The sequence below is a fragment of the Nocardia sp. Tas62D01 genome, assembly GCF_055232035.1.
In genome coordinates this window covers 2,301,508-2,320,964 of the sequence record NZ_JBUYUZ010000001.1, presented here as the reverse complement: position 1 = coordinate 2,320,964, position 19,457 = coordinate 2,301,508, and the positions used below count along the sequence as shown (strand labels likewise).

The window sequence follows — 19,457 nt, the reverse complement described above, 5'->3', positions numbered from 1 at the left end:
GAGTGGCACAGCACCTTAGACTGCTATCAGCGCGGCAAAACCCGTCGCGCGTATTGATTCATGAGGTGACGAAGATGGCAGCCGGAGCGAGCCCTGCGCAACGTCAAGACCACTCGACCGACGATCATCCCGTACTGAATGTGCTACCGGAATGGCCCCAGGAAACCATCGCGGTATTGGTCACGACCGATCCCGCGCCGCACGCGATTCCGGTGTCCTGGCCCGTTCGCGCCGGTGACCGGCGCATCATGATCAGCCTCAAGTTCGATCGTGGTTCGCTCGCTCGGCTGCGCGAGCGGCCCGATGTGGCACTGCTGATCCTCGGTGGCGGCAATGTCGCGCTGTGTGCCCGCGGCACCGCGCGGGTAATCGCGGAAAAGATGCCCGACGCGCTCGAGTATGTCGCCGTCCGAATCGATGTCGAGGTGATCGACGATCATCGACAGTCGGCGTTCGCGGTGGCCGACGGCATCCAGCGGACCGTGCTCGACCCGAGTGAGCTGGAGGCGCTGCGTGGGCGCGTGACAACGCTGCGCACATGGGCCGAGGACCAGAACTGAACCGGAGCACCAGCTCCGGCACAGAGTAATAATCGTGGAGAAAGGCGGCGCGAACGCGCCGAGCGGAAGGGAATCATGAGCGTCACATTGGCCAAAGGCGGAAATGTTTCGCTGTCGAAGCAGGCACCGAACCTCACCAGGGTAGCGGTGGGACTCGGCTGGGACGTACGCACCACCACCGGGGCCGACTACGACCTCGATGCGAGCGCGCTCGCCACCGGACCGAGCCTGAAGGTGCTGTCAGACCAGCATTTCGTGTTCTACAACAACTTGCGTTCGCCCGAGGGCACCATAGAACACACCGGTGACAACCTCACCGGCGAGGGCGAGGGTGATGACGAGACGATCAATGTCGACCTGGCCGCGACGCCGCCGACGATCACCAACATCTTCTTTCCCGTATCGATCCATGACGCCGATGCACGCGGCCAGTCCTTCGGGCAGATCCGCAATGCGTTCATCCGGGTCATCGACCAGACCACCGGCGCCGAACTGGCTCGATACGACCTCACCGAGGATGCCTCGACCGAGACCGCGATGGTGTTCGGGGAGCTGTATCGGCATGGCAATGAGTGGAAGTTCCGCGCCGTCGGTCAGGGCTACGCCTCCGGGCTGGCCGGGATCGCGCGCGACTACGGCGTCAATATCTGACGTGATGTGCGACGACGGCCGGGCACAGCGCCTTCGCTGACCTGGCCGTTCTCGTGCGCTAACCGGGGCTGGCGAGCCTCTTGGGCAGCAGGTGCGGATGTGCGCGCGCCTTCGTGTCGAGCAGGGCGAAGTACCGGCGCAGCATGAGCACGGCGGTGGCGGCCAGGCCGGCGGTCAGTCCCCACCAGACGCCTGCGGCGCCGAGCCCGAGGGGGAAGGCGAGCAGCAGCGCGGTGGGCAGACCCACCAGCCAGTAGCCGACCAGCGAGAGCCGGAAGCCCGCGTTGGTTTCATTCAGCCCGCGCAGTAGGCCGGTGCCGATGTTCTGTGCGGCGTCGCAGAATTGGAGCACGATGCCGATCAGCAGCAGATCGCGGGCCAGTTCGATGGTTGCGGTGTCGCCGGGTTCGAGGAACGGCCGCAACACCACGGTCGGGGCCACGATGTAGACCAGCCCGGTGATCGCGGCGACCACTGCCGCGTGCCGCAGTGCCAGCCAGGCCAGCGCGCGGGCGTGACTGTACTCATCGCGCGCGACGGCATGGCTGACCAGGATCGAGGCGCCGTGCGACAGGCCGATCGCGACTTGGAAGACGATGTAGATGATCTGGTAGACGACATTGTGCGCGGCCAGCGCTGCCGGGCCGATGCTGCCCATCACCAGGGCGAGCACCGAGAACATGCCAGCTTCCGAACCGTAGGTGAGGGCGATCGGCATGCCGAGCTTCAGCTCGGAGCCGATGGTCGCCCGGTGTACCGGCCACGGCCGAACCGCCAGCGTGGCACCGAGTTCGGCGTCGTGGTGCACCATCGCCCAGAAAACGCCGAAGGTGATCAGGAAAACCAGCGAGGTCGCGATGCCGATACCGGTGAGGCCGAGTGCGGGCAGTCCGGCCCAGCCGTGGATGAAGGCAAGCGCCAGCACGAGATTCAGCGCCACCGAGCCGAGCGTCACCAGCAGTAGCGCCTGCGGGCGTTGCATCCCGACGGTGTACTGGCGCAGCACCTGGAACCACAGGCAGGGCAACAGCCCTGGCGCCAGCGCGACCATCAGCGGCCGTGCGTCGGCGAGCACCCCGGGATCCTGCCCCAGCCAGCGCATCGCCCAGCCGAGCCCGATCAGCAATGCGCCACCGAGGATTCCGGCGATCGTCGCGATCAGGAAGCTCGACCGCACTACCGCGCGGACTTCATCGTCCGCGGATTCGCCGCGCTTGCCCGCCGAACTCACCGCACTCGCGATCTGATTACCGGTCGCGGTGATCAGCCCGACGCACATGGTGCGGATCTGGTTGAACAACACGATCGCGAGACCACCCGCGGCGACCTCGCGCACGCCGAGCGTGCCCATCAGCACGATATTGGTGGTGGACACCGCGATCTGCGCCAACTGCGTCAACGCGATCGGCGTGGCAAGCACGGTCAGCCATCGACTGTCGGCCAGGGGCATATCGCTCATCGCGCCTCCAGGAGCTGATCACTTCGGGCGGCGGCAGCGTAGCGGTCCAGCATCGCAAGCACGTCGCGTTCGGTGGCGGCGTCGAGCAGGTCGCGGTCGTTCATCCAGTCGTCGTCGAAGACGGTGTCCAGGTACTTCTCGCCGCCATCGCAGACGATGGTGACCACGGTCGAACCAGGTGGGAATTCCTCGAGCCGGGTCAGTGCAGCGTGCACGGAGCCGCCCGCCGAGCCGCCGATCATCAGCCCCAGCTTGGCGGCGATGGCGCGGGTGGTGGCGAAGGCCGCCGCGTCGGAGACCTTCACGCCCTCGTCGAGCAGCGAATAGTCGACGGCAGTGCCGATGGTCGCACCCGGCGGGGTGCCCGTGCCCGATTGCCAGTAGGGGCCGCCGAGTCCACCGAAGGCGATCGAGCCGACCGGTTCCACCCCGATGACCCGCGGCGTGCAGCCGAGTTGACGTAGCCGGGTCGCGGTGCCGAACAGCGAACCGCCGGTACCCACCGCGGACAGCAGGATGTCGACCCGCTCCACGTCCTCGAGCAATTCCTCGGCCACCGCGTAATAGCCGACCGCATTGGCATCGTTATTATGCTGTTCGGTGAAATACGCGTCCGACAACCCCGCGGCCAGCGACTCCGCGAGGTCCTCTCGTGCCGAGGTGGCCAGGTTGTCGTCGCCCTCGTCGGCGACGAATACCAATTCCGCTCCCATTGCCCGCATCGCGCGCAGCTTGTCCTTACATGCGTGATGATCGACCACGGCACTGAAGCGGTACCCACGTTCGGCAGCAACTACCGCAAGGCCGAGCCCGGTGTTCCCGGATGTGGATTCGATGATATGCCCGCCACCGGCCAGCAACCCCCGCCGCTCCGCATCGAGCACCATCGCGCGCGCCATCCTGATCTTCGCCGCACCCGTCGGGTTGAACTGCTCGAGCTTGAGCAGCAGCCGGGTGCCGGTCGCGGTGGTCGCGAGTTCGAACAGCGGGGTGCGACCGATCAGATCCGTCACGCGCGTGACGAGCGGCATGGATGTCTCCTCGTTCGGGTCTAGTCGGAAGGGAGCCGGTTATCCGGCGTCGAGCGTCCAGCGCAACCGTTCGCCTGGTGCGTCGTGCAGCACGACTTTCGGCGGGATCGGCAGTTCGTGAAAGGCCGACTCGTTCGAATCCATTTGATAGCCAGCGGTATTCGGGTAGATCAAGAGATCGCCCACCTCGGCGGGCCGAGGGAGTGGCACGCGCCGCCAGCTGAGCATGTCGGATTCCAGACAGGTAGCGGCGCCTACGCAGGTCGGTGTGAGTTCTCGGTCTTGGCGCGGTGGCCACAGGATCGGGTCGGGGAGGTATTCGCTGTCGAACCACTGCTCGGACAGGCTCAGGCTGCTGCCGTCGACGGTGAGCAGGCGGTAGGGCTGTCCGTGTGCGTGCCGGGTTTTGCTGCCCCGCACGCGGAAGACAGTGGATCCGGCGCGGTCGAGCAGCGCGCGGCCGGGTTCGATCGCCAGACGAATAGCGTTGTCGCGCAACCGCTGTGCCAATCCGCGGTGCTGCAGGATGGCGGTCAGCATGGCTGGGCCCGGAGCGGGGAAGTGGTAGGGGTAGTACGAATCGAAGGATTTGCTCGCGTGGAACCACTGGCTGTTCGTGTCATCGGTGAACGCGGCCCAGGCGTCCGCCGTGACATAGTCGACGCCGAACCCGCCACCAATCGAGATGGTTGTTGCCGGGTGACCGAGCGTCCGCGCGTCCTGGCACCGCGCGATCAGTTCGTCTGCCTGCTCGGCTCGCGTGACGGCGTCGTAGCCCGAGAGGTGGAAGCTGAAGCCCTCCAACCGAATCGACTCGTGCCCGACCGTGCCGGAGGAGCCGATGACCGGCATCGCCCGGTCCAGTTCCCCGCCGGTCATCCCGAATCGACTGGTCGATGCGGCGGGCAGCACCCGAAGCAGTACCCGGGCCGGTGCGGATGGGCTCGCGAGCGCGGCCAGCCGGTCGAGTTCATCGAGGCCGTCCATGGCGATCAGTGCGCCGTGCCGAATCGCAAGCCACAGCAGGTCATCGGACTTGGCCGGGCCGGTGACCATCAGCTCGCCGCCCCGAACACCCTGTGCCAGCGCGGCAATCAGCTCGGCGGTGCTGGAAACATCCACGCCTGCACCGGCTTCCGCACACGCCCGCGCGACGCACGCGGCTTTGTTCGCCTTCTTGCCGTAGAAGGTGACACCGTCCACACCGGCCCGCTCGAACGCGTCACGGAAGCCACGGATATTGCGCGCGACCCGATGCGGATACATGAGGTGGAACGGGCCGCCTACCGCAAATGCGATATCGCCCAGCAGATTCGGATCGTCCATCACCCGGCACTCCGACTCGTCGATGAGCGCGGACATGGGTGCGGCGAGGATCGTCGGCTGCTTTCGGCTCGGCGTTGCCCCCGTCGGGACGTAGGCCCTCTTCTCCGGCGCCGAGTCCTTGCCGAAAGCTCCATCGCCGCCGACCGACGCGGGCGCGATCCTCGCCGCGCCCGTTGTGTCGGCCCATTGCGCCACCCCGCAGCCCGGCTCCGGCGCGCAGGCACCTGAGCGCGTGGAGTGATCAGGATCGACGGTGTCATCGAGACCCGTTGTCTCGGTGTCCAACTGGGCTGCACCCGGACCTAGTCCCACAGCGGCACCTCCGTCCCGCGGCCCTCCGCGATGGCGCGTTCGGCGAGCGCGTGCGCGACGGCGATGTCGGTGAGCACCAGGCCGCTGTTGTAGACGAAGACGCGTTCGTCGTCCGAGCGGCGGGCGACGGCACGGCGGCTGAGGATTTGCGGCAGCTCGGCGTCTACCTGGCGCAGCTTTCCGTCGGGGCCGATCATATCGGTACCGGTCAGCGCCATTTGTTCGGCGCTGGTCGCGATGACGCGGTCGGCGTTGATCAGCGTCGAGGGGGCGAGTCCGTATCCGACGAGCACCGCGACCGAACCCGGTGCGAGATCCTCGGATTCGATGGCGACCTCGGTGCCGGGGCCGGCGGTCGCCAGCACCACGTCGGCAGCACCCGCGGCCGCACGGGGATCCTCGACCGTTTCCAGCAGGGCGTGCGGGTGGTAATCGGCGAGCTGGCGGTGCACCGCCTCCAGCCCCTCCGGGTGCGTTCCGTAGAGCATCAGCTTGCGCAGCTGAGGGTTGGCGGCGAGCAAGTGCGGCAGCGCGTTTCGGCCCTGCGTGCCGGTCCCGATCAGCAGCACGCTCTCGGCGCCGCGGCGCACGGTTTCGCGGACCAGCAGCGCCGAGACCGCGGGTGTCCGCAGCGCGCCGACCCTGGCGCAGTCCATCATGGCGATCGGCGCACCGGTGCTGTCGTCGTAGAGCGTGATGGTCGTGTAATAGCGCTTGGTGCTGCGGTCGTGGCCGGGATCGAATTTGTAGGAGGTCTTCATGGCCACCACCCGGCGGCGGCCGTCACGGCCGAGCATGGCGTAGGCCACCGACCAGCCGTCCGGATTCGCGACGCTGAGCTTGCGCGGGTTGTCCGAATCTCCCGCGGCGAACGCGAGATACGCCTCTTCCACGGCGCGCACGACATCGCCCGGCGTAATGGGGACGTCGGCGAGATCGCTGCGGCTCAGTACGCGCAGCGGTGTGCGCCGGTCACGGGTGTTCAACGGGTCCTCGATCATCAGCTGTATCCCGGCCTGCCGCTCGAGTGACTGCTGCTCCGACGGTCGCGAGCGGGGCGGTGCGGTCCGATCGGAACGGGGCGACGATCCGTTGCCCATAGCCATTCTCGTCGGCCTCGGCGCCGCGGCGCCGACGTTCGGGCAGGCGGATGTTCACCCGCTTGAGCCATCGGTCGGTGCCGTCGTAGCGCGCGGTGAACGGTACCCGACCGTGCACCGCGACGTCATTGTCCACCAGCAGCATTTGGCCGGGGGTGAGCGAAGCGGTGACGCAGACTCGTTCCAGTTCCGCGGTCAGCTGCGCATAGGCGCAGCGGAAATCGGGGTCGGCGTCGTCGAGCGGGGTGTAGGCGGGGTCATATCGGAGCGTGAGATCCGCAGTGCCACCGGGTGTTTCGGTGCTCCACAGCGTCGGCAGCGGCGTCGGCGCGTACTGCTCGTGGCCGCGACCGTAGGACACGTCGGGCAGGATCGGCAGTGTCGGCGTGCCGAGCAGCCTGCGCTGCTGCGCGGTGAGATCGGTGTGGCGGACCGAGGAGACCGTGGTGCCGACGCCATCCGGATTGCGCAGGCACGCGAGCATCAGCAGGTTGGCCCGGTCCGGGTGGAAGGCATCCTCGGTGTGCGGGCTGAGCAGTGTTCTGCTGCTCGCGCCGGACTGTTCATGCTCATGGCCGGGCGACGGCACGATGTTATTGACCAGCCGTCCGCCCTGTTGGCCGTGCCAGCCGAATGGTTCGCCCGCGCTCCTGGCCAGCAGCAGCATGACGATGTCGAGCTGGAACGAGCTCGCACGTCGCGCCAGATCGCCACTCCAGCCGGCTGCGTCCCCCCAACTCGGCGGGGTCGGGCCGAATTCGGCGTCGGTCAGCGGCAGCTTGCTGACAATGGTGGCGCCCGCCGCGGTGGCGGGCGGGCGCATGGCCAGCCGCACGTCGTCAGGCAGTTCACCGATCCGGCCGTCGATCTGTTCGATGAGCGCGGGGTCGGTCAGCGTGCGGGCAATATGTTCTGCATCACTTTTACGTGAATCGAGGGAGATGCATATCTCCATCGCGAGCTCGCGCACCACGCGACCGGCGGCGGCGGATAGCTCGCGTTGTTCGATGTCCTGCGGGTGAGGCGTCTTACGTTCGGCGAGAACGCTTTTCACCAGAAGTTCCCTTCTTCGCATCTTGTCGAAAAGCAGGCGGTGACGATTCGAACTGCGAAGCTAGCGCCCCTCGGCGCCTTAAGCAAGGCTTACCTAAGCGAGTCGCAAAAGAATAGCGAAGCCGCATCGTGGGGGCTATGTGTCCCCGCGCTAGGTCGAAGCCGAATCGCGGCGTCGTTTGCTGGGTGAAACCCGGTGAGCCGCGATCATCATTAGGCTAGCCTGTCCTAGCCCTTATCGCTATGGTTCGCGATCGCGCCCGGGCAATTCGAGGAAGGCAGCACGATGGGGTGGAACCGTCGGCAACTCCTGCGATCGGGTTCGGCAGACGCAGCCACTCGTCGAGCATGCGACGTCGAGCCTCTTCCGAATCCGATCCGGCCACAAGGCGAAGCGTTTGTAAACAGCGAAGGCCCGGTCAATGGGACCGGGCCTGAACTGTCACAACAACCGGCGTGCCGTCCGCAATCGGTCACAACACCGGAGGTCCGGGCGCGGCCCGCAGCTGACGATCACGGCAGCGGGTCGCCGGGGAACACGTCGATTACGGTCTGGTAAGGCATCGGACGGGCGGTGACGTCGAGTTCTGGATCGTCGTTCATGTGCTGAATCGACGCCTGCCACTCCGGGTTTCGTCGGGCCTCGTCCAGCGCCGTGCCACTCTCCCACTCCGCAACGTTGATATAGGTCAGCGCGGCCTTCTCGCTCACCGCTCGGAGCATCCGAGCCCGGATGAACCCCTGCGCGGTCGCCATGAACCGCGCATTGTCCTTCCATCGGCTCAGGAACCGGGCCTCCTGGGTCATCGGCACCGAGAACGCGTTGATCAGAGTCACCGGCGTGTCGACGCCAGCCTTCGTGTGTTGCGCTGGTCTAGTCATACAGCCACTCTATCCGCCCTTCATATGATTGTCACTTATGATGACTAATCGACCTGATTGCTAAGCTGGCTCGGTGCTACTCGACGACCGCAGCGTGTTCCTGCTCTCCCAGATCGGACATCACATAGCGGACCAGCTCGCACACGACCTGACTCCGCTCGACCTACATCCAGCCCACTTCGGGATCCTGTCCCACCTTCGCGACGCGGACGGCCGCAGCCAACAAGAGCTGGCCGACCTGCTCAACATCCATCGCAACGCGATGGTCGGCCTCATCGATGACCTCGAGGTCCGCGGCCTGGTCCAGCGCACCCGCCACCCTGTCGACCGACGCGCGTACGCCCTCCACCTCACCGATCGGGCGCGCGCCGTCCTGCCCGCCGCCGAAGCCGTGGCCGACGCGTTGGAAGCGTCGACGTTGGAACCACTCGACGACGCCGAACGCGACCAACTCGCCACACTGCTGCACCGCATTGCCGCACACGCTGCACTACCCCCCGGTGTCCACCCCGCACTGCACCGACGCCACGGACGCCGGGGTCAACAAGCCAGCTGACGGACACCACCGGGCCGGATCTGGCGGGGGTGGGCCGAATACGGTTACTGCGCTTACATTCCCGCTACTTCTGGGGTCGCCCGGGCTCTACGGATCTCGCGCGGCGGCGCGGCCTATCGGCCGCTCGCGATGCCCACTCGAACCGAACGTGACTCCTGACGCAGATCCGGCGGAGTACTCCGCCGGATCTGGATGATGGAGTGATGCTCCTGAAGATGATCGGCGTCGTGGCGGCCGCAATGGTGGCCGTCGTGCTCGCCGGTTGCGGGGCCGATCGCAACCTGACGCCGATTCCCGAGGGCATTCCGCCCGGGCCCGGGACGCCGTTGCCTGCCATCGATCTGGACGCGCCGGGTCGCACGGCCGCGCAGTTGCGGGGCTGGGCCGATGAGCAGGCCGACCGGCTCGGTATACCAACGGTCGCTCTGGAGGCGTACGGGTACGCGGCGGCGGTCATGACGCGGTCGCGGCCCGACTGCGGCATCGCATGGACTACCCTCGCGGGGATCGCGAGCGTGGAAAGCAAACACGGCACGCACAGCGGATCCGAGGTGGACGCGGACGGCACCGTGCGCCCGCCCATCATCGGTATCCCGCTGGACGGTTCGCACGGCGTCGCGCTCGTCCGCGACACCGACGGCGGCACCCTCGATGGCGACCCGGTCTACGACAGGGCCCTCGGCCCACTGCAATTCATCCCCGAAACCTGGAAGCGCTGGGGTGTCGACGCCAACGGCGACGGCGTGATCGATCCGCAGAACATCGACGACGCCGCCCTCACCGCCGCCCGCTACCTCTGCGTCAGCGGCGGCGACCTGACCTCCGAGGGTGGCTGGCAGCGCGCACTGCTCACCTACAACCAGTCCAACGCCTACCTGCTGACGGTCCGCAATCGCGCCGCCGCCTACAGCGTCGGCCGCCACGTGTGAGGTTTTGTGCGGGGGATGGGGGCGCGCCGACCGGGGCGATGTGGCAGACCGGGTGCGGGGCGTTAGGCTCGCAGGCGCACGGCCTTCCCGTGTTACCCACCGTGCCAGCAGCCGAAGGAGTGTCGTTTCGTGGCCACAATCGAACAGGTCGGAGCGCGCGAGATCCTGGATTCTCGCGGCAACCCCACTGTCGAGGTCGAGATCGCTCTCGACGACGGTACCCTGACCCGGGCAGCGGTGCCCTCGGGTGCCTCTACCGGCGAGCATGAAGCCGTCGAACTGCGTGATGGCGGCGACCGCTACGGCGGCAAGGGCGTGCAGAAGGCCGTCGAGGGTGTGCTCGACGAAATCGCGCCCGCCGTCATCGGCTTGGACGCCGTCGAGCAGCGCACCGTCGACCAGGTGCTCCTCGACCTGGATGGCACCCCCGACAAGTCGCGCCTGGGTGCCAACGCGCTGCTCGGTGTCTCGCTCGCCGTGGCCCGCGCCGCCGCCGAATCCTCGGGGCTGGAGCTGTTCCGCTACCTCGGTGGCCCGAACGCCCACGTCCTCCCGGTGCCGATGATGAACATCCTCAACGGTGGCGCACACGCCGACAGCGGCGTGGACGTGCAGGAATTCATGGTCGCCCCGATCGGCGCCGCGACGTTCAAGGAGTCGCTGCGCTGGGGCGCGGAGGTCTACCACGCACTGAAGTCGGTGCTGAAGTCGAAGGGCCTGTCGACCGGTCTCGGTGATGAGGGCGGTTTCGCGCCCTCGGTGGCGGGCACCAAGGAGGCGCTCGACCTGATCAGCGTCGCCATCGCGAAGACCGGCCTGAAGCTGGGCATCGACGTGGCGCTTGCCCTCGATGTCGCGGCCACCGAGTTCTACACCTCGGGCAGCGGTTACAAGTTCGAGGGCAGCGTGCGCTCCGCCGCCGAGATGACCCAGTTCTACGCCGAACTGTTGACCGCCTACCCGTTGGTGTCCATCGAGGACCCGCTGTCGGAGGACGATTGGGACGGCTGGGTCGCGCTCACCGATGAGATCGGCGACAAGATCCAGATCGTCGGCGACGACCTGTTCGTCACAAACCCGGAGCGTCTGGAAGAGGGCATCGCCAAGGGCGCGGCCAACGCGCTGCTGGTAAAGGTCAACCAGATCGGCACGCTCACCGAGACTTTGGATGCCGTGGAACTCGCGCACCGCAACGGCTACAAGACGATGATGAGCCACCGGTCCGGCGAGACCGAGGACACCACCATCGCCGACCTTGCCGTCGCGGTCGGCAGCGGCCAGATCAAGACCGGCGCACCGGCGCGCAGCGAGCGGGTGGCCAAGTACAACCAGCTGCTGCGCATCGAGGACGCGCTCGGTGACTCGGCACGGTACGCCGGTGACGTGGCATTCCCGCGGTTCGCATTCGAGGGATAGTCAACAGGGGTTTGGTATGACGGAGCGACGTGCGCGTGGAACCAGTCCGGCGGGACGCGGGAACCGCCGCACGTCGCATGCCGTCAGACCCCGCCCTGCTGATACCGCGCACCGGCCCGCTGCCGCGCGCACCCCGCGCAAGCGATCGGATTCGGCGGACAAGAAGAAAGCCGGGCCACAGCAGATCGAGCCGCGTGGCGGTGCGCACGAGGACAAGCACGAGCGCACCATCCTCGGCCTGCCCACCGGCAAGGCGGTAATCCTTGCCATCGTGGTGTGTGCGCTCGCGCTCACCCTGGCCGTGCCGCTGCGCACCTACTTCACCCAACGGTCCGAGGCCGCGCAACTCGCGCAGCAGCGCACCGAGTTCGAAGCCGATCTCGCCAAGTTGCGGGATCGCCGTGCGCAGCAACAGGATCCGGCCTACGTTCGGTCCGAGGCCAGGGACCGGCTGCGACTGGTGATGCCCGGCGAGACGCCCTACATCGTGCAGGTGCCCGGCATCGAGGCGCCCGCCTCGCCGACCGCGGCCCCCAAATCGAAGGCGCCCGACCCCTGGTACACCGAACTGTGGCGCAGCGTCTCCCAACCGCAGACCCCGCCCGTCGCCCCGGAGCAAACCGCACCGCCGCCAGCGCCCCCGCCAGAAGGACCCAGGTGACCGCACCGACCGAGCGCGATCTCGAGATCATCGCGCAGCAACTGGGCCGCGAGCCGCGCGGTGTGCTCGCCGTCGCATACCGCACCCCTGATGGTCTGCCTGCCGTGGTGAAGACCGCGCCGCGGCTGCCCGACGGCACACCGTTCCCGACCCTCTACTACCTGACCGATCCGCGGCTGACCGCCGAGGCGAGCAGGCAGGAATCGGCGGGCGTGATGCGCGAGATGACCGAACGGCTGGCCGTCGACCCGGAATTGGCCGCGGCCTATCGCGCCGCACACGAGAGCTACCTCGCCGAGCGCAACGAAATCGAGTCGCTCGGCACCGATTTCACCGGCGGCGGTATGCCGGAGCGGGTGAAATGCCTGCACGTATTGATCGCGCACGCGTTGGCGAAGGGCCCCGGGGTCAATCCATTCGGCGACGAATCGGTGGCACTGGCCGCCGAACACGGCTTGCGGGGCACCGCAATTCCGGCCGACTGGGCGAATTACGAGCGGACCGAAATTCCGGCGGACGGGATCTGAAAACTATTGGTGCTGAGTGAATATCGGCCCTGAAACGAACGGAGCACAGCTATGAGTGACCGGGTAGCGGCCGTCGACTGCGGCACCAATTCGATCCGACTACTGATCGCCGACGTGCTCGATGACGGTCGACTCGCGGACGTGCACCGCGAAATGCGCATCGTCCGCCTCGGCCAGGGCGTGGACGCGACCGGCTCGCTGGCTCCGGAGGCCATCGAACGCACCAGGATCGCACTGGCCGACTATGCCGCGCTGATGCGCCAGACGGGGGTCAGCCGGGTGCGGATGGTCGCCACCTCGGCTACCCGCGACGCCGCCAACCGCGAGGACTTCTTCGCCATGGCCCGTGCCGAACTCGGCACCGTGGTGCCGGGCGCGGAGGCCGAGGTGATCACCGGTGACGAGGAGGCGCGCCTGTCGTTCACCGGCGCCGTCGGCGAACTTCCCAGCGCCGCAGGGCCTTTCGTTGTCGTCGACCTGGGCGGCGGCTCGACCGAACTCGTCGTCGGCGACAGCGAGGGCGTGTGGGCCGCCTACTCCGCCGATATCGGCTGCGTCCGGATCACCGAACGCTGCCTGCCCGGCGACCCGCCGACCGCCGAACAGATCGCCGCCGCACGGGAATTCGCCGCCGAGCGACTATCCGAGGCGTTCGCAAGGGTGCCCGTCGAAGGTGCGCGCACCTGGGTCGGCGTGGCAGGCACCATGACCACGCTCGCCGCCGTCGCCCTCGATCTGCCCGAATACGATTCGGAGAAGGTACATCTCACCTGCTTGACCCTCGATGAGGTGCGCGGGGTCTGCGATCGACTCATCACCATGAACCACGATCAGCGCGCCGCCCTCGGCCCCATGCACCCCGGCCGCGTCGACGTCATCGGCGGCGGCGCAATCATCACCGAGGTGCTCGCCGACGAATTGTCCAGTCGTGCGGGCATTTCCGAACTGATCGCCAGCGAACACGACATCCTCGACGGCATCGCGCTGTCCATCGCCTGACCGTTCGGCGCCGGACTGCCCGGCATCAATCCACCTGATCGGACGGCGCCCAGGTATTGCACGCCGAGGTGGAGTTGTTCTGGAAGCCGGCCTCGGCCCCGCGCAAGGAGACCAGGGTGGCGATTTCGCGACCAGATCGTCGAAACGCTTTGTTCCGCACCAAATCGGTAGAGCAATCAATCCGAGATACCGACGAGCCGGACTCGAAACTACGCAAAGACCTGACCGCTTGGGATCTTACGGTTTTCGGCGTCGCCGTTGTGGTCGGTGCGGGTATCTTCACCCTCACTGCGCGCACCGCGGGAACCGTTGCCGGGCCGTCGGTTTCGCTCGCCTTCGTCTTCGCCGCCATTGCGTGCGGTCTGGCCGCGTTCTGTTATGCCGAGTTCGCCTCGACCGTCCCGGTCGCCGGCAGCGCGTACACGTTCTCCTATGCCACTTTCGGTGAACTCGTCGCGTGGATCATCGGCTGGGACCTGATATTGGAGTTCGCGCTCGCGGTTTCGGTGGTGGCCAAGGGTTGGTCGCAGTATCTCGGCGAGGTAATGGGATCTCGGTCGCCGAACGTGCACCTCGGCTCTATCGACTTCGACTGGGGCGCGGTACTGCTCATCGCGGTGCTCGCCGTGCTCCTTGCGCTCGGCACCAAGGTGTCGTCGCGGGTGTCGGCGGTGGCGGTCGCCATCAAGTTGGCCGTGATCGCGCTGGTGCTGGTCGTCGGCATCACCTACATCGATTCGTCGAACCTCTCGCTTTACATCCCGCCGTCGCAGCCGGGCGCGGCAGCGGAGGGGCTGCACCAGTCGCTGTTCTCGTTCCTGACCGGCGCGGGCCACAGCACATTCGGCTGGTACGGCCTGCTCGCCGCGGCCAGCCTGGTGTTCTTCGCGTTCATCGGATTCGACGTGGTCGCTACCACCGCGGAGGAGACGAAGAACCCGCAGAAGGCCGTGCCCCGAGGCATTCTCGGCTCGCTGCTCATCGTCACCGTGCTCTACATCGCGGTCTCGCTCATCCTCACCGGAATGGTGCCCTACACCGAGCTCTCCAGCGGCAACGCCACGCTTGCAACGGCTTTCGCCATCCACGGCGTCACCTGGGCGAAGAACATCATCTCCATCGGCGCCCTCGCCGGCCTCACCACCGTCGTCATGGTGATGTTCCTCGGCCAAACCCGCGTCCTGTTCGCCATGTCCCGCGACGGCCTGATGCCGCGCCGCCTGGCCCGTACCGGCAAGCGCGGCACCCCGGTGCGCCTGACCGTCATCGTCGGCATCGTCTGTTCCGTGCTCGCGGGCTTCATCGACTTCGGCACCCTCGAAGAGATGGTCAATATTGGCACCCTCTTCGCCTTCGTCCTGGTCTCCCTCGGCGTCCTCATCCTGCGCCGCACCCGCCCCGACCTCCCGCGCGGCTTCCGCGTCCCCCTCGTCCCGCTGATCCCCATCCTCGCCGTCCTGGCCTGCCTCTGGCTGATGCTCAACCTGTCGGTAGAAACCTGATTCCGCTTCCTGATCTGGATGGCCCTCGGCCTGATCGTCTACTTCGCCTACGGCCGCCGCCACTCCGTCCTCCGCGCCACCCCCCCTGCCGAACCCCTCCCACCCGACTCGCCAGAGTAAAGCCGAGCTCCCCAACGAGTGGCATATGGTTGCGGGACACGCCGCCGAATCCCGCAACCGTGTGCCACTCATGCGCCTACGGTGGATTCCGGTACGCCAGTACGAGTCGGTACGCTGACCAGATGCCCCCATAGCCCAACTGGCAGAGGCAGCAGACTTAAAATCTGCAAAGTGTCGGTTCGAATCCGACTGGGGGCACTGTGTAGATGCACACTGTGCATGCGTGACCGGGTGATCCTTCGCCTCTTCGCTCCGGATAGGTTGGTGTGGACCCGGGCACGGACGATCGCCGCCACCGGCGCACCGGTTGCTGTAACGGGCGCACACGCGTGGCGGCACCCGCCGCTGGTTGTGACGGTCCGGAGCGAGATGTCAGCGCGGGCAGCGCCACTGCCTGGGCCTGCTCGCGCAGAGCGATCAGTTGCTCGACAGCGGCGGGCGGAGCCGGCGGTCCGCGCAACGCGGGGGTCGTCGCGGCGGCAACGGCGCCGTTCGTGGCCTATTTCGACCACGACGATCGTTGGCTGCCAACGCATCTGGCGATCCTGCTCGGACTGCTCGAAGGCGGCGCTGCGCTCGCCGCGACGGGATGCGTCCGGATCGACGAGGCAGGTAGGGAGCTGGGCCGCAGCGGCTTGACCGATCTGATCTGGCATCCCGAACTGCAGACCACCAACGCGATGTTCGAGCCGTCCCGAGTCAGCCATGCGCGAGCGCTCCTGGCCGAGGCCGGTGGTTGGACAACGGTGCATGCCCGCTACGAGGACTGGGATCTGTGGTTTCGCTCGGCGCGACACGGTGACGGCTTCGCGATCACCGCAGGCCGCACGGCGGTGCTCGCCATCAGCCCGGGCTCCCGGCGTAACGGGCTGCGTCCGCCTCAGGCGGTGGTGCTGGACCGGGTCGACAGCCGCGGCCGTCGCCGAAGCTGTCGTCCACGCCATCCCGTCGGAGGAGCACCGGACTGCCGCGCGCGGCCTATCTCGCGGAAATCTGTGACTGGACCATCTCGCCGTGGTGTTGGCGTGCGCTAGCCGAGTTCCGCGAGCTGCGGGACGGTCGGCGCCATGCCGTCGATCCAGGCGGCAGGAGATCCGGTGGTTGGGATGACAATGACGGCGTGCACGCCGAGCTTGGCGTAGTCGGCCATGTGCCGGACGAACTCGTCGCGGTTGTCCGGATTCGGCCGCGGATTGTTGGCCATGATGGTTTTGCGGATCTCGTCGTAGTCCCGGCCGACGTCGTCGCAATGCCGTCGCAGCACGTCGAGCTTGTGCTCGACGTCCTCGGGCGAGGAACCGAAGAGGTTGCATGCGTCCCCGTATTGCGCGACCAGCCGTAGCGTCTTGCGCTCCCCGCCACCGCCGATGAGGACCTTGGGCCGGTTGATCGGCTGCGGCGAGCAGAGCGTCTCGGTCAGCTGGTAGTGCTTGCCGTCGAACGGCCCATTGTTCTGCGGGTCCCACATCTGTCGGCAGATGCGCAGCGTCTCCTCCAGTCGTTCGAACCGTTCGGCGATCGGTGGGAACGGCACGCCGAGCCCGCGGTGCTCGCGTTCGAACCACGCGGCGCCGATACCAAGCACAGCCCGTCCACCAGAGAGCACATCGAGCGTTGTGACGATCTTGGCGAGCAGACCCGGATGCCGATAGGTCACGCCAGTGACGAGCAGGCCGAGGTCGATGCTGGAGGTATGCGCGGCCAGGTAGCCGAGCGTGGTGTAGCCCTCCAGCATGTTCGACTCTGCCGGAAGGCCGGTCGGCTCGATCTGGAAGTAATGGTCCATAAAGGACAGCCAGGTCGCACCGGACTCCTCCGCCGCTGCGCCCACCCTGGCCAGCTCACCGGCGATGGCAGTGGTGCCACCGTCGATGTCGAATATAGGTACGTGAAAACCGAGTTCCATGAAGATATCCCTTGTGTAGATAACCGTTGCCCAGCACGCTAGGTCCTGGAGCGCACTCCAGGTCAAGTCGAGCGGACGTCAGCCTGTCGTGGGCTGGCCGAAGTGCACGTCCTCCGGCAGGATCATCACCGCTCGAGCGTAGGGGTCGGTGATTTCGGGCAGCTGGGTCAGGGCCGCGCGTAACTCGCGCATGCGCGCGGCCGGACTCGGGCGAACTCTCGGCCTCCTCGGATCGCATGGTGCGAGCTGATCACTGATACTCGAGTGGGATCGTCACGAGCAATGACGTCCCGTCTCCGGTGTGACTCGCGATCTCCATCTGGCCGCCGAGTGCCTCGACGCGGTCGATCAGGCCGATGAGTCCCGACCCTCTGCCGGAGTCTGCCCCTCCGATTCCGTCGTCTCGAATCGAGAGACGCAGCGTCGCACCCTCGGCTTCGACGCGCGCGTTCACCCGTGACGCTCGTGCATGTTTGGCCGTGTTCGTGAGCGCCTCTGCCACAATGTAATACGCGGCCACTTCGGCAGACGCCGGCAACCGTCGGTCGACATGAAGATCGAGTTCGACCGGGACGGCGGAGCGGCGGGCGAGCGTCTTGACCGCAGGCCCGAGGCCGCCCTTCGACAGGATCGCCGGATGGATGCCCCGGGAGATCTCTTGTAGATCCTTGGACACTCCGGTCAGCCCGGAAACGATGTGAGAAATCTGCCCCCTGAGCGCGTCGAGTTCGGTTGGCACCGAAGCCTCCGCCGAGCGGAGTTCCAGCCCCAGCGAGACCAGCCGCTGTTGCGCTCCGTCATGCAGATCGCGTTCGAGGCGGCGCCGGGCGTCATCGGCAGTCGCGACGATCCGGGCTCGAGACGCGGTGAGTTCGGCGTGGGCCTCGGCATTCGCGATCGCGGTCGAGACGAGCTCCGCGAAGTCCGCGACGCGTGCCTCGGTGTCGGGTGGCAGGGGCTCGGGTCGTAACGAGCCGACGATGGCCGCACCCCACACGCGGCCGCGTACCACGATCGGCGCTCCGGCTGCCGCACGGAGCCCGGACTCACGGATTTGCGCGGCAGCCGAACCGGAAGCGTTCTCGTAGCTGTCCATCCGGGCGGGGCGTCCGGTGTCTGACACCATCGCCGGGACGCTCTGACCCTCGAGGGAAAACCGAGCGCCGACCGGCATCTTCGTCAACCCGGGCTCGTCGCAGGCTGCGACGAGGATGCCTGTGCCGTCGGGCTGGTAGCGCCACAAGGAGGCGTATTGCACACCCAGACAACGGGCCAATTCCTCGGCCACCGCCGGGAACACCTCGGAGGAGGTGACCCCGCGCGCGACCAGCGTCGCAACCCGTCGCAGCGCAGCCTGTTGCACGGCGAGCACCCCGAGTTGGTCACGGCTTTTCTCGATTATCCGCTGCGCCTCCCACAGCCGGTCCTCCTCGCGCCGTTGGTCGGTCACGTCGCGGGCAGCCCCGTAGAGCAAACCTTGATAGGGTACAACGTTGTACTGGAGCCGGCGCTCGGCGCCGTCGTTGCAGGCGAAGCGGCTTTCGAACTGAAAGGGCTCCAGGCCGCGGGACACCTCGTCGAGCACGTCGCGCGCGCGACTGCGATCCGCCGGACGGACGAAGTCGAGAAACGGCCGCGACATCAACTCTTTGCTCGAATACCCGAGTGTCCGCTCGAAGGCGCGGTTGACCCGCTTGAAGTACAGGGGTCCAGCGATGAAGAGCAGGTCAGACGAGAGATCGAAGAGCTGCTCCAGCTCCATGCGGCTCGTCACCAGCGCATGGGTGATGGCTTCGCGGTCGCGCGCAGCGGCAAGCAGGGTTTCCAGCGTCGGCACCACCCGCTCCCGCAGGCGCTGCTTCATCGGCGTCGGCAGATCGGCGGGGACCAGCAGCGTTCCGAGGTGGACGGCATTGTCGCGCAACGCGATCGCGCAGCGGCGCTGATCAGCGGGGACCACATCGAGTTCGAGTTCCGCAAACGGCAGCCCGAGCGCCTGAGCCAGGCGGTGTGCGGCCACGTCCAGCGCAGAGCGCAGATCATCGGTGCGCAACATCAGGCCGGCCAACTCGGCGGCCAGGTCCGCCTCCTGATGGCGTTGATCTGCATCAACGGCCCGTGTCCTCGCGAGGCCTGTGAGGGCGTGGGCCGACAGCGCAACCACAAGGAAGATTGCGATCACCACCCAGACCTGCACCTGGATCAGTAGGGAGCTCACGGCGGGCCAGTTTCGGAAACAGACGAAGGCGAGGGCACTGGCCACCGCCGTCGTCACCGTCAACCCAAGCCCCCAGCCGGTCGCCACGACCAGGACGCTGAGCAGGTAGACTACGCCAAAGGCGCCATCGGGAGCGATCCGCGTGAGCAGGTACACCACCAGGGTCTCCGCCACGATGAGACCGGCGGCGACCGCGATTCCCAGTGGGAGGGGCGGAGCCACACCGTCGGGGTGCCTCACAGTCCGGTT

General features: G+C 67.1%; 17 protein-coding genes, 1 tRNA gene and 1 pseudogene. 11 read left to right on the top strand and 8 right to left on the bottom strand.

What is annotated here, in order from left to right; all coding sequences use genetic code 11:
- Positions 1-74 precede the first annotated feature (74 nt).
- Both ACV7NQ_RS11420 and ACV7NQ_RS11415 read left to right on the top strand, forming a co-directional pair.
- Complete coding sequence (locus tag ACV7NQ_RS11420) at positions 75-560, top strand: hypothetical protein (protein ID WP_463359608.1); 486 nt, start codon at positions 75-77, stop codon at positions 558-560.
- 75 nt (positions 561-635) lie between these two features.
- Positions 636-1,211: a TerD family protein gene (locus ACV7NQ_RS11415; RefSeq protein WP_463359607.1), complete on the top strand. Its 576-nt coding sequence runs from the start codon at positions 636-638 to the stop codon at positions 1,209-1,211.
- A 58-nt stretch (positions 1,212-1,269) separates the two neighbouring features.
- Here the strand turns inward: ACV7NQ_RS11415 and ACV7NQ_RS11410 are convergent, their stop codons facing one another.
- The 6 genes from ACV7NQ_RS11410 to ACV7NQ_RS11385 form a co-directional block, all read right to left on the bottom strand.
- Complete coding sequence (locus ACV7NQ_RS11410; protein ID WP_463359606.1) at positions 1,270-2,670, bottom strand: MATE family efflux transporter; 1,401 nt, start codon at positions 2,668-2,670, stop codon at positions 1,270-1,272.
- Positions 2,667-3,701 (bottom strand): PLP-dependent cysteine synthase family protein, encoded by a 1,035-nt coding sequence (locus ACV7NQ_RS11405; protein WP_463359605.1) that lies wholly within the window; start codon positions 3,699-3,701, stop codon positions 2,667-2,669. The genes ACV7NQ_RS11410 and ACV7NQ_RS11405 overlap by 4 nt, the downstream gene beginning before the upstream one ends.
- 39 nt (positions 3,702-3,740) lie before the next feature.
- Positions 3,741-5,339: a type III PLP-dependent enzyme domain-containing protein gene (locus ACV7NQ_RS11400; RefSeq protein WP_463359604.1), complete on the bottom strand. Its 1,599-nt coding sequence runs from the start codon at positions 5,337-5,339 to the stop codon at positions 3,741-3,743.
- Positions 5,330-6,340, bottom strand: a complete 1,011-nt coding sequence (locus ACV7NQ_RS11395; RefSeq protein WP_463359603.1) for an ornithine cyclodeaminase family protein — start codon at positions 6,338-6,340, stop codon at positions 5,330-5,332. Before ACV7NQ_RS11395 ends, ACV7NQ_RS11400 begins: the two co-directional genes overlap by 10 nt.
- Positions 6,312-7,493: a TauD/TfdA family dioxygenase gene (locus tag ACV7NQ_RS11390; protein WP_463359602.1), complete on the bottom strand. Its 1,182-nt coding sequence runs from the start codon at positions 7,491-7,493 to the stop codon at positions 6,312-6,314. Before ACV7NQ_RS11390 ends, ACV7NQ_RS11395 begins: the two co-directional genes overlap by 29 nt.
- 512 nt (positions 7,494-8,005) lie before the next feature.
- Positions 8,006-8,374, bottom strand: coding sequence for an antibiotic biosynthesis monooxygenase family protein (locus ACV7NQ_RS11385; protein WP_463359601.1), 369 nt, complete (start codon positions 8,372-8,374; stop codon positions 8,006-8,008).
- A 73-nt stretch (positions 8,375-8,447) separates the two neighbouring features.
- On the opposite strand from ACV7NQ_RS11385, the gene ACV7NQ_RS11380 reads away from it, so the two are divergent.
- From ACV7NQ_RS11380 to ACV7NQ_RS11340, 9 genes and pseudogenes are all read left to right on the top strand, one after another.
- Entirely contained in the window at positions 8,448-8,930 is a 483-nt protein-coding gene (locus ACV7NQ_RS11380; protein ID WP_463359600.1) for a MarR family winged helix-turn-helix transcriptional regulator, read from the top strand.
- Positions 8,931-9,133: 203 nt separating this feature from the next.
- Positions 9,134-9,859: a lytic transglycosylase domain-containing protein gene (locus tag ACV7NQ_RS11375; protein WP_463359599.1), complete on the top strand. Its 726-nt coding sequence runs from the start codon at positions 9,134-9,136 to the stop codon at positions 9,857-9,859.
- Between the two features lie 129 nt (positions 9,860-9,988).
- On the top strand, positions 9,989-11,275 hold the full coding sequence (eno, locus tag ACV7NQ_RS11370) for a phosphopyruvate hydratase (protein WP_463359598.1): 1,287 nt from the start codon (positions 9,989-9,991) through the stop codon (positions 11,273-11,275).
- A 16-nt stretch (positions 11,276-11,291) separates the two neighbouring features.
- Positions 11,292-11,936, top strand: coding sequence for an FtsB family cell division protein (locus ACV7NQ_RS11365; protein ID WP_463359597.1), 645 nt, complete (start codon positions 11,292-11,294; stop codon positions 11,934-11,936).
- Entirely contained in the window at positions 11,933-12,463 is a 531-nt protein-coding gene (locus ACV7NQ_RS11360) for a DUF501 domain-containing protein (protein ID WP_463359596.1), read from the top strand. The genes ACV7NQ_RS11365 and ACV7NQ_RS11360 overlap by 4 nt, the downstream gene beginning before the upstream one ends.
- Before the next feature lie 51 nt (positions 12,464-12,514).
- Entirely contained in the window at positions 12,515-13,462 is a 948-nt protein-coding gene (locus ACV7NQ_RS11355; RefSeq protein ID WP_463359595.1) for a Ppx/GppA phosphatase family protein, read from the top strand.
- A 116-nt stretch (positions 13,463-13,578) separates the two neighbouring features.
- A pseudogene (locus tag ACV7NQ_RS11350) lies at positions 13,579-15,084 on the top strand (APC family permease).
- 124 nt (positions 15,085-15,208) lie between these two features.
- Positions 15,209-15,282 (top strand) — tRNA-Leu (locus tag ACV7NQ_RS11345).
- Between the two features lie 131 nt (positions 15,283-15,413).
- On the top strand, positions 15,414-16,118 hold the full coding sequence (locus ACV7NQ_RS11340) for a hypothetical protein (protein WP_463359594.1): 705 nt from the start codon (positions 15,414-15,416) through the stop codon (positions 16,116-16,118).
- On the opposite strand, the gene ACV7NQ_RS11335 is transcribed toward ACV7NQ_RS11340, so the two are convergent.
- The gene (locus tag ACV7NQ_RS11335; protein ID WP_463359593.1) at positions 16,115-16,990 is read right to left on the bottom strand and encodes an LLM class F420-dependent oxidoreductase; all 876 of its coding nucleotides are present in this window, start codon (positions 16,988-16,990) and stop codon (positions 16,115-16,117) included. The two genes, ACV7NQ_RS11340 and ACV7NQ_RS11335, sit on opposite strands and share 4 nt — an antisense overlap.
- A gap of 250 nt (positions 16,991-17,240) precedes the next feature.
- Positions 17,241-19,430, bottom strand: a complete 2,190-nt coding sequence (locus ACV7NQ_RS11330) for a GAF domain-containing protein (protein ID WP_463359592.1) — start codon at positions 19,428-19,430, stop codon at positions 17,241-17,243.
- Between the last annotated feature and the right edge of the window lie 27 nt (positions 19,431-19,457).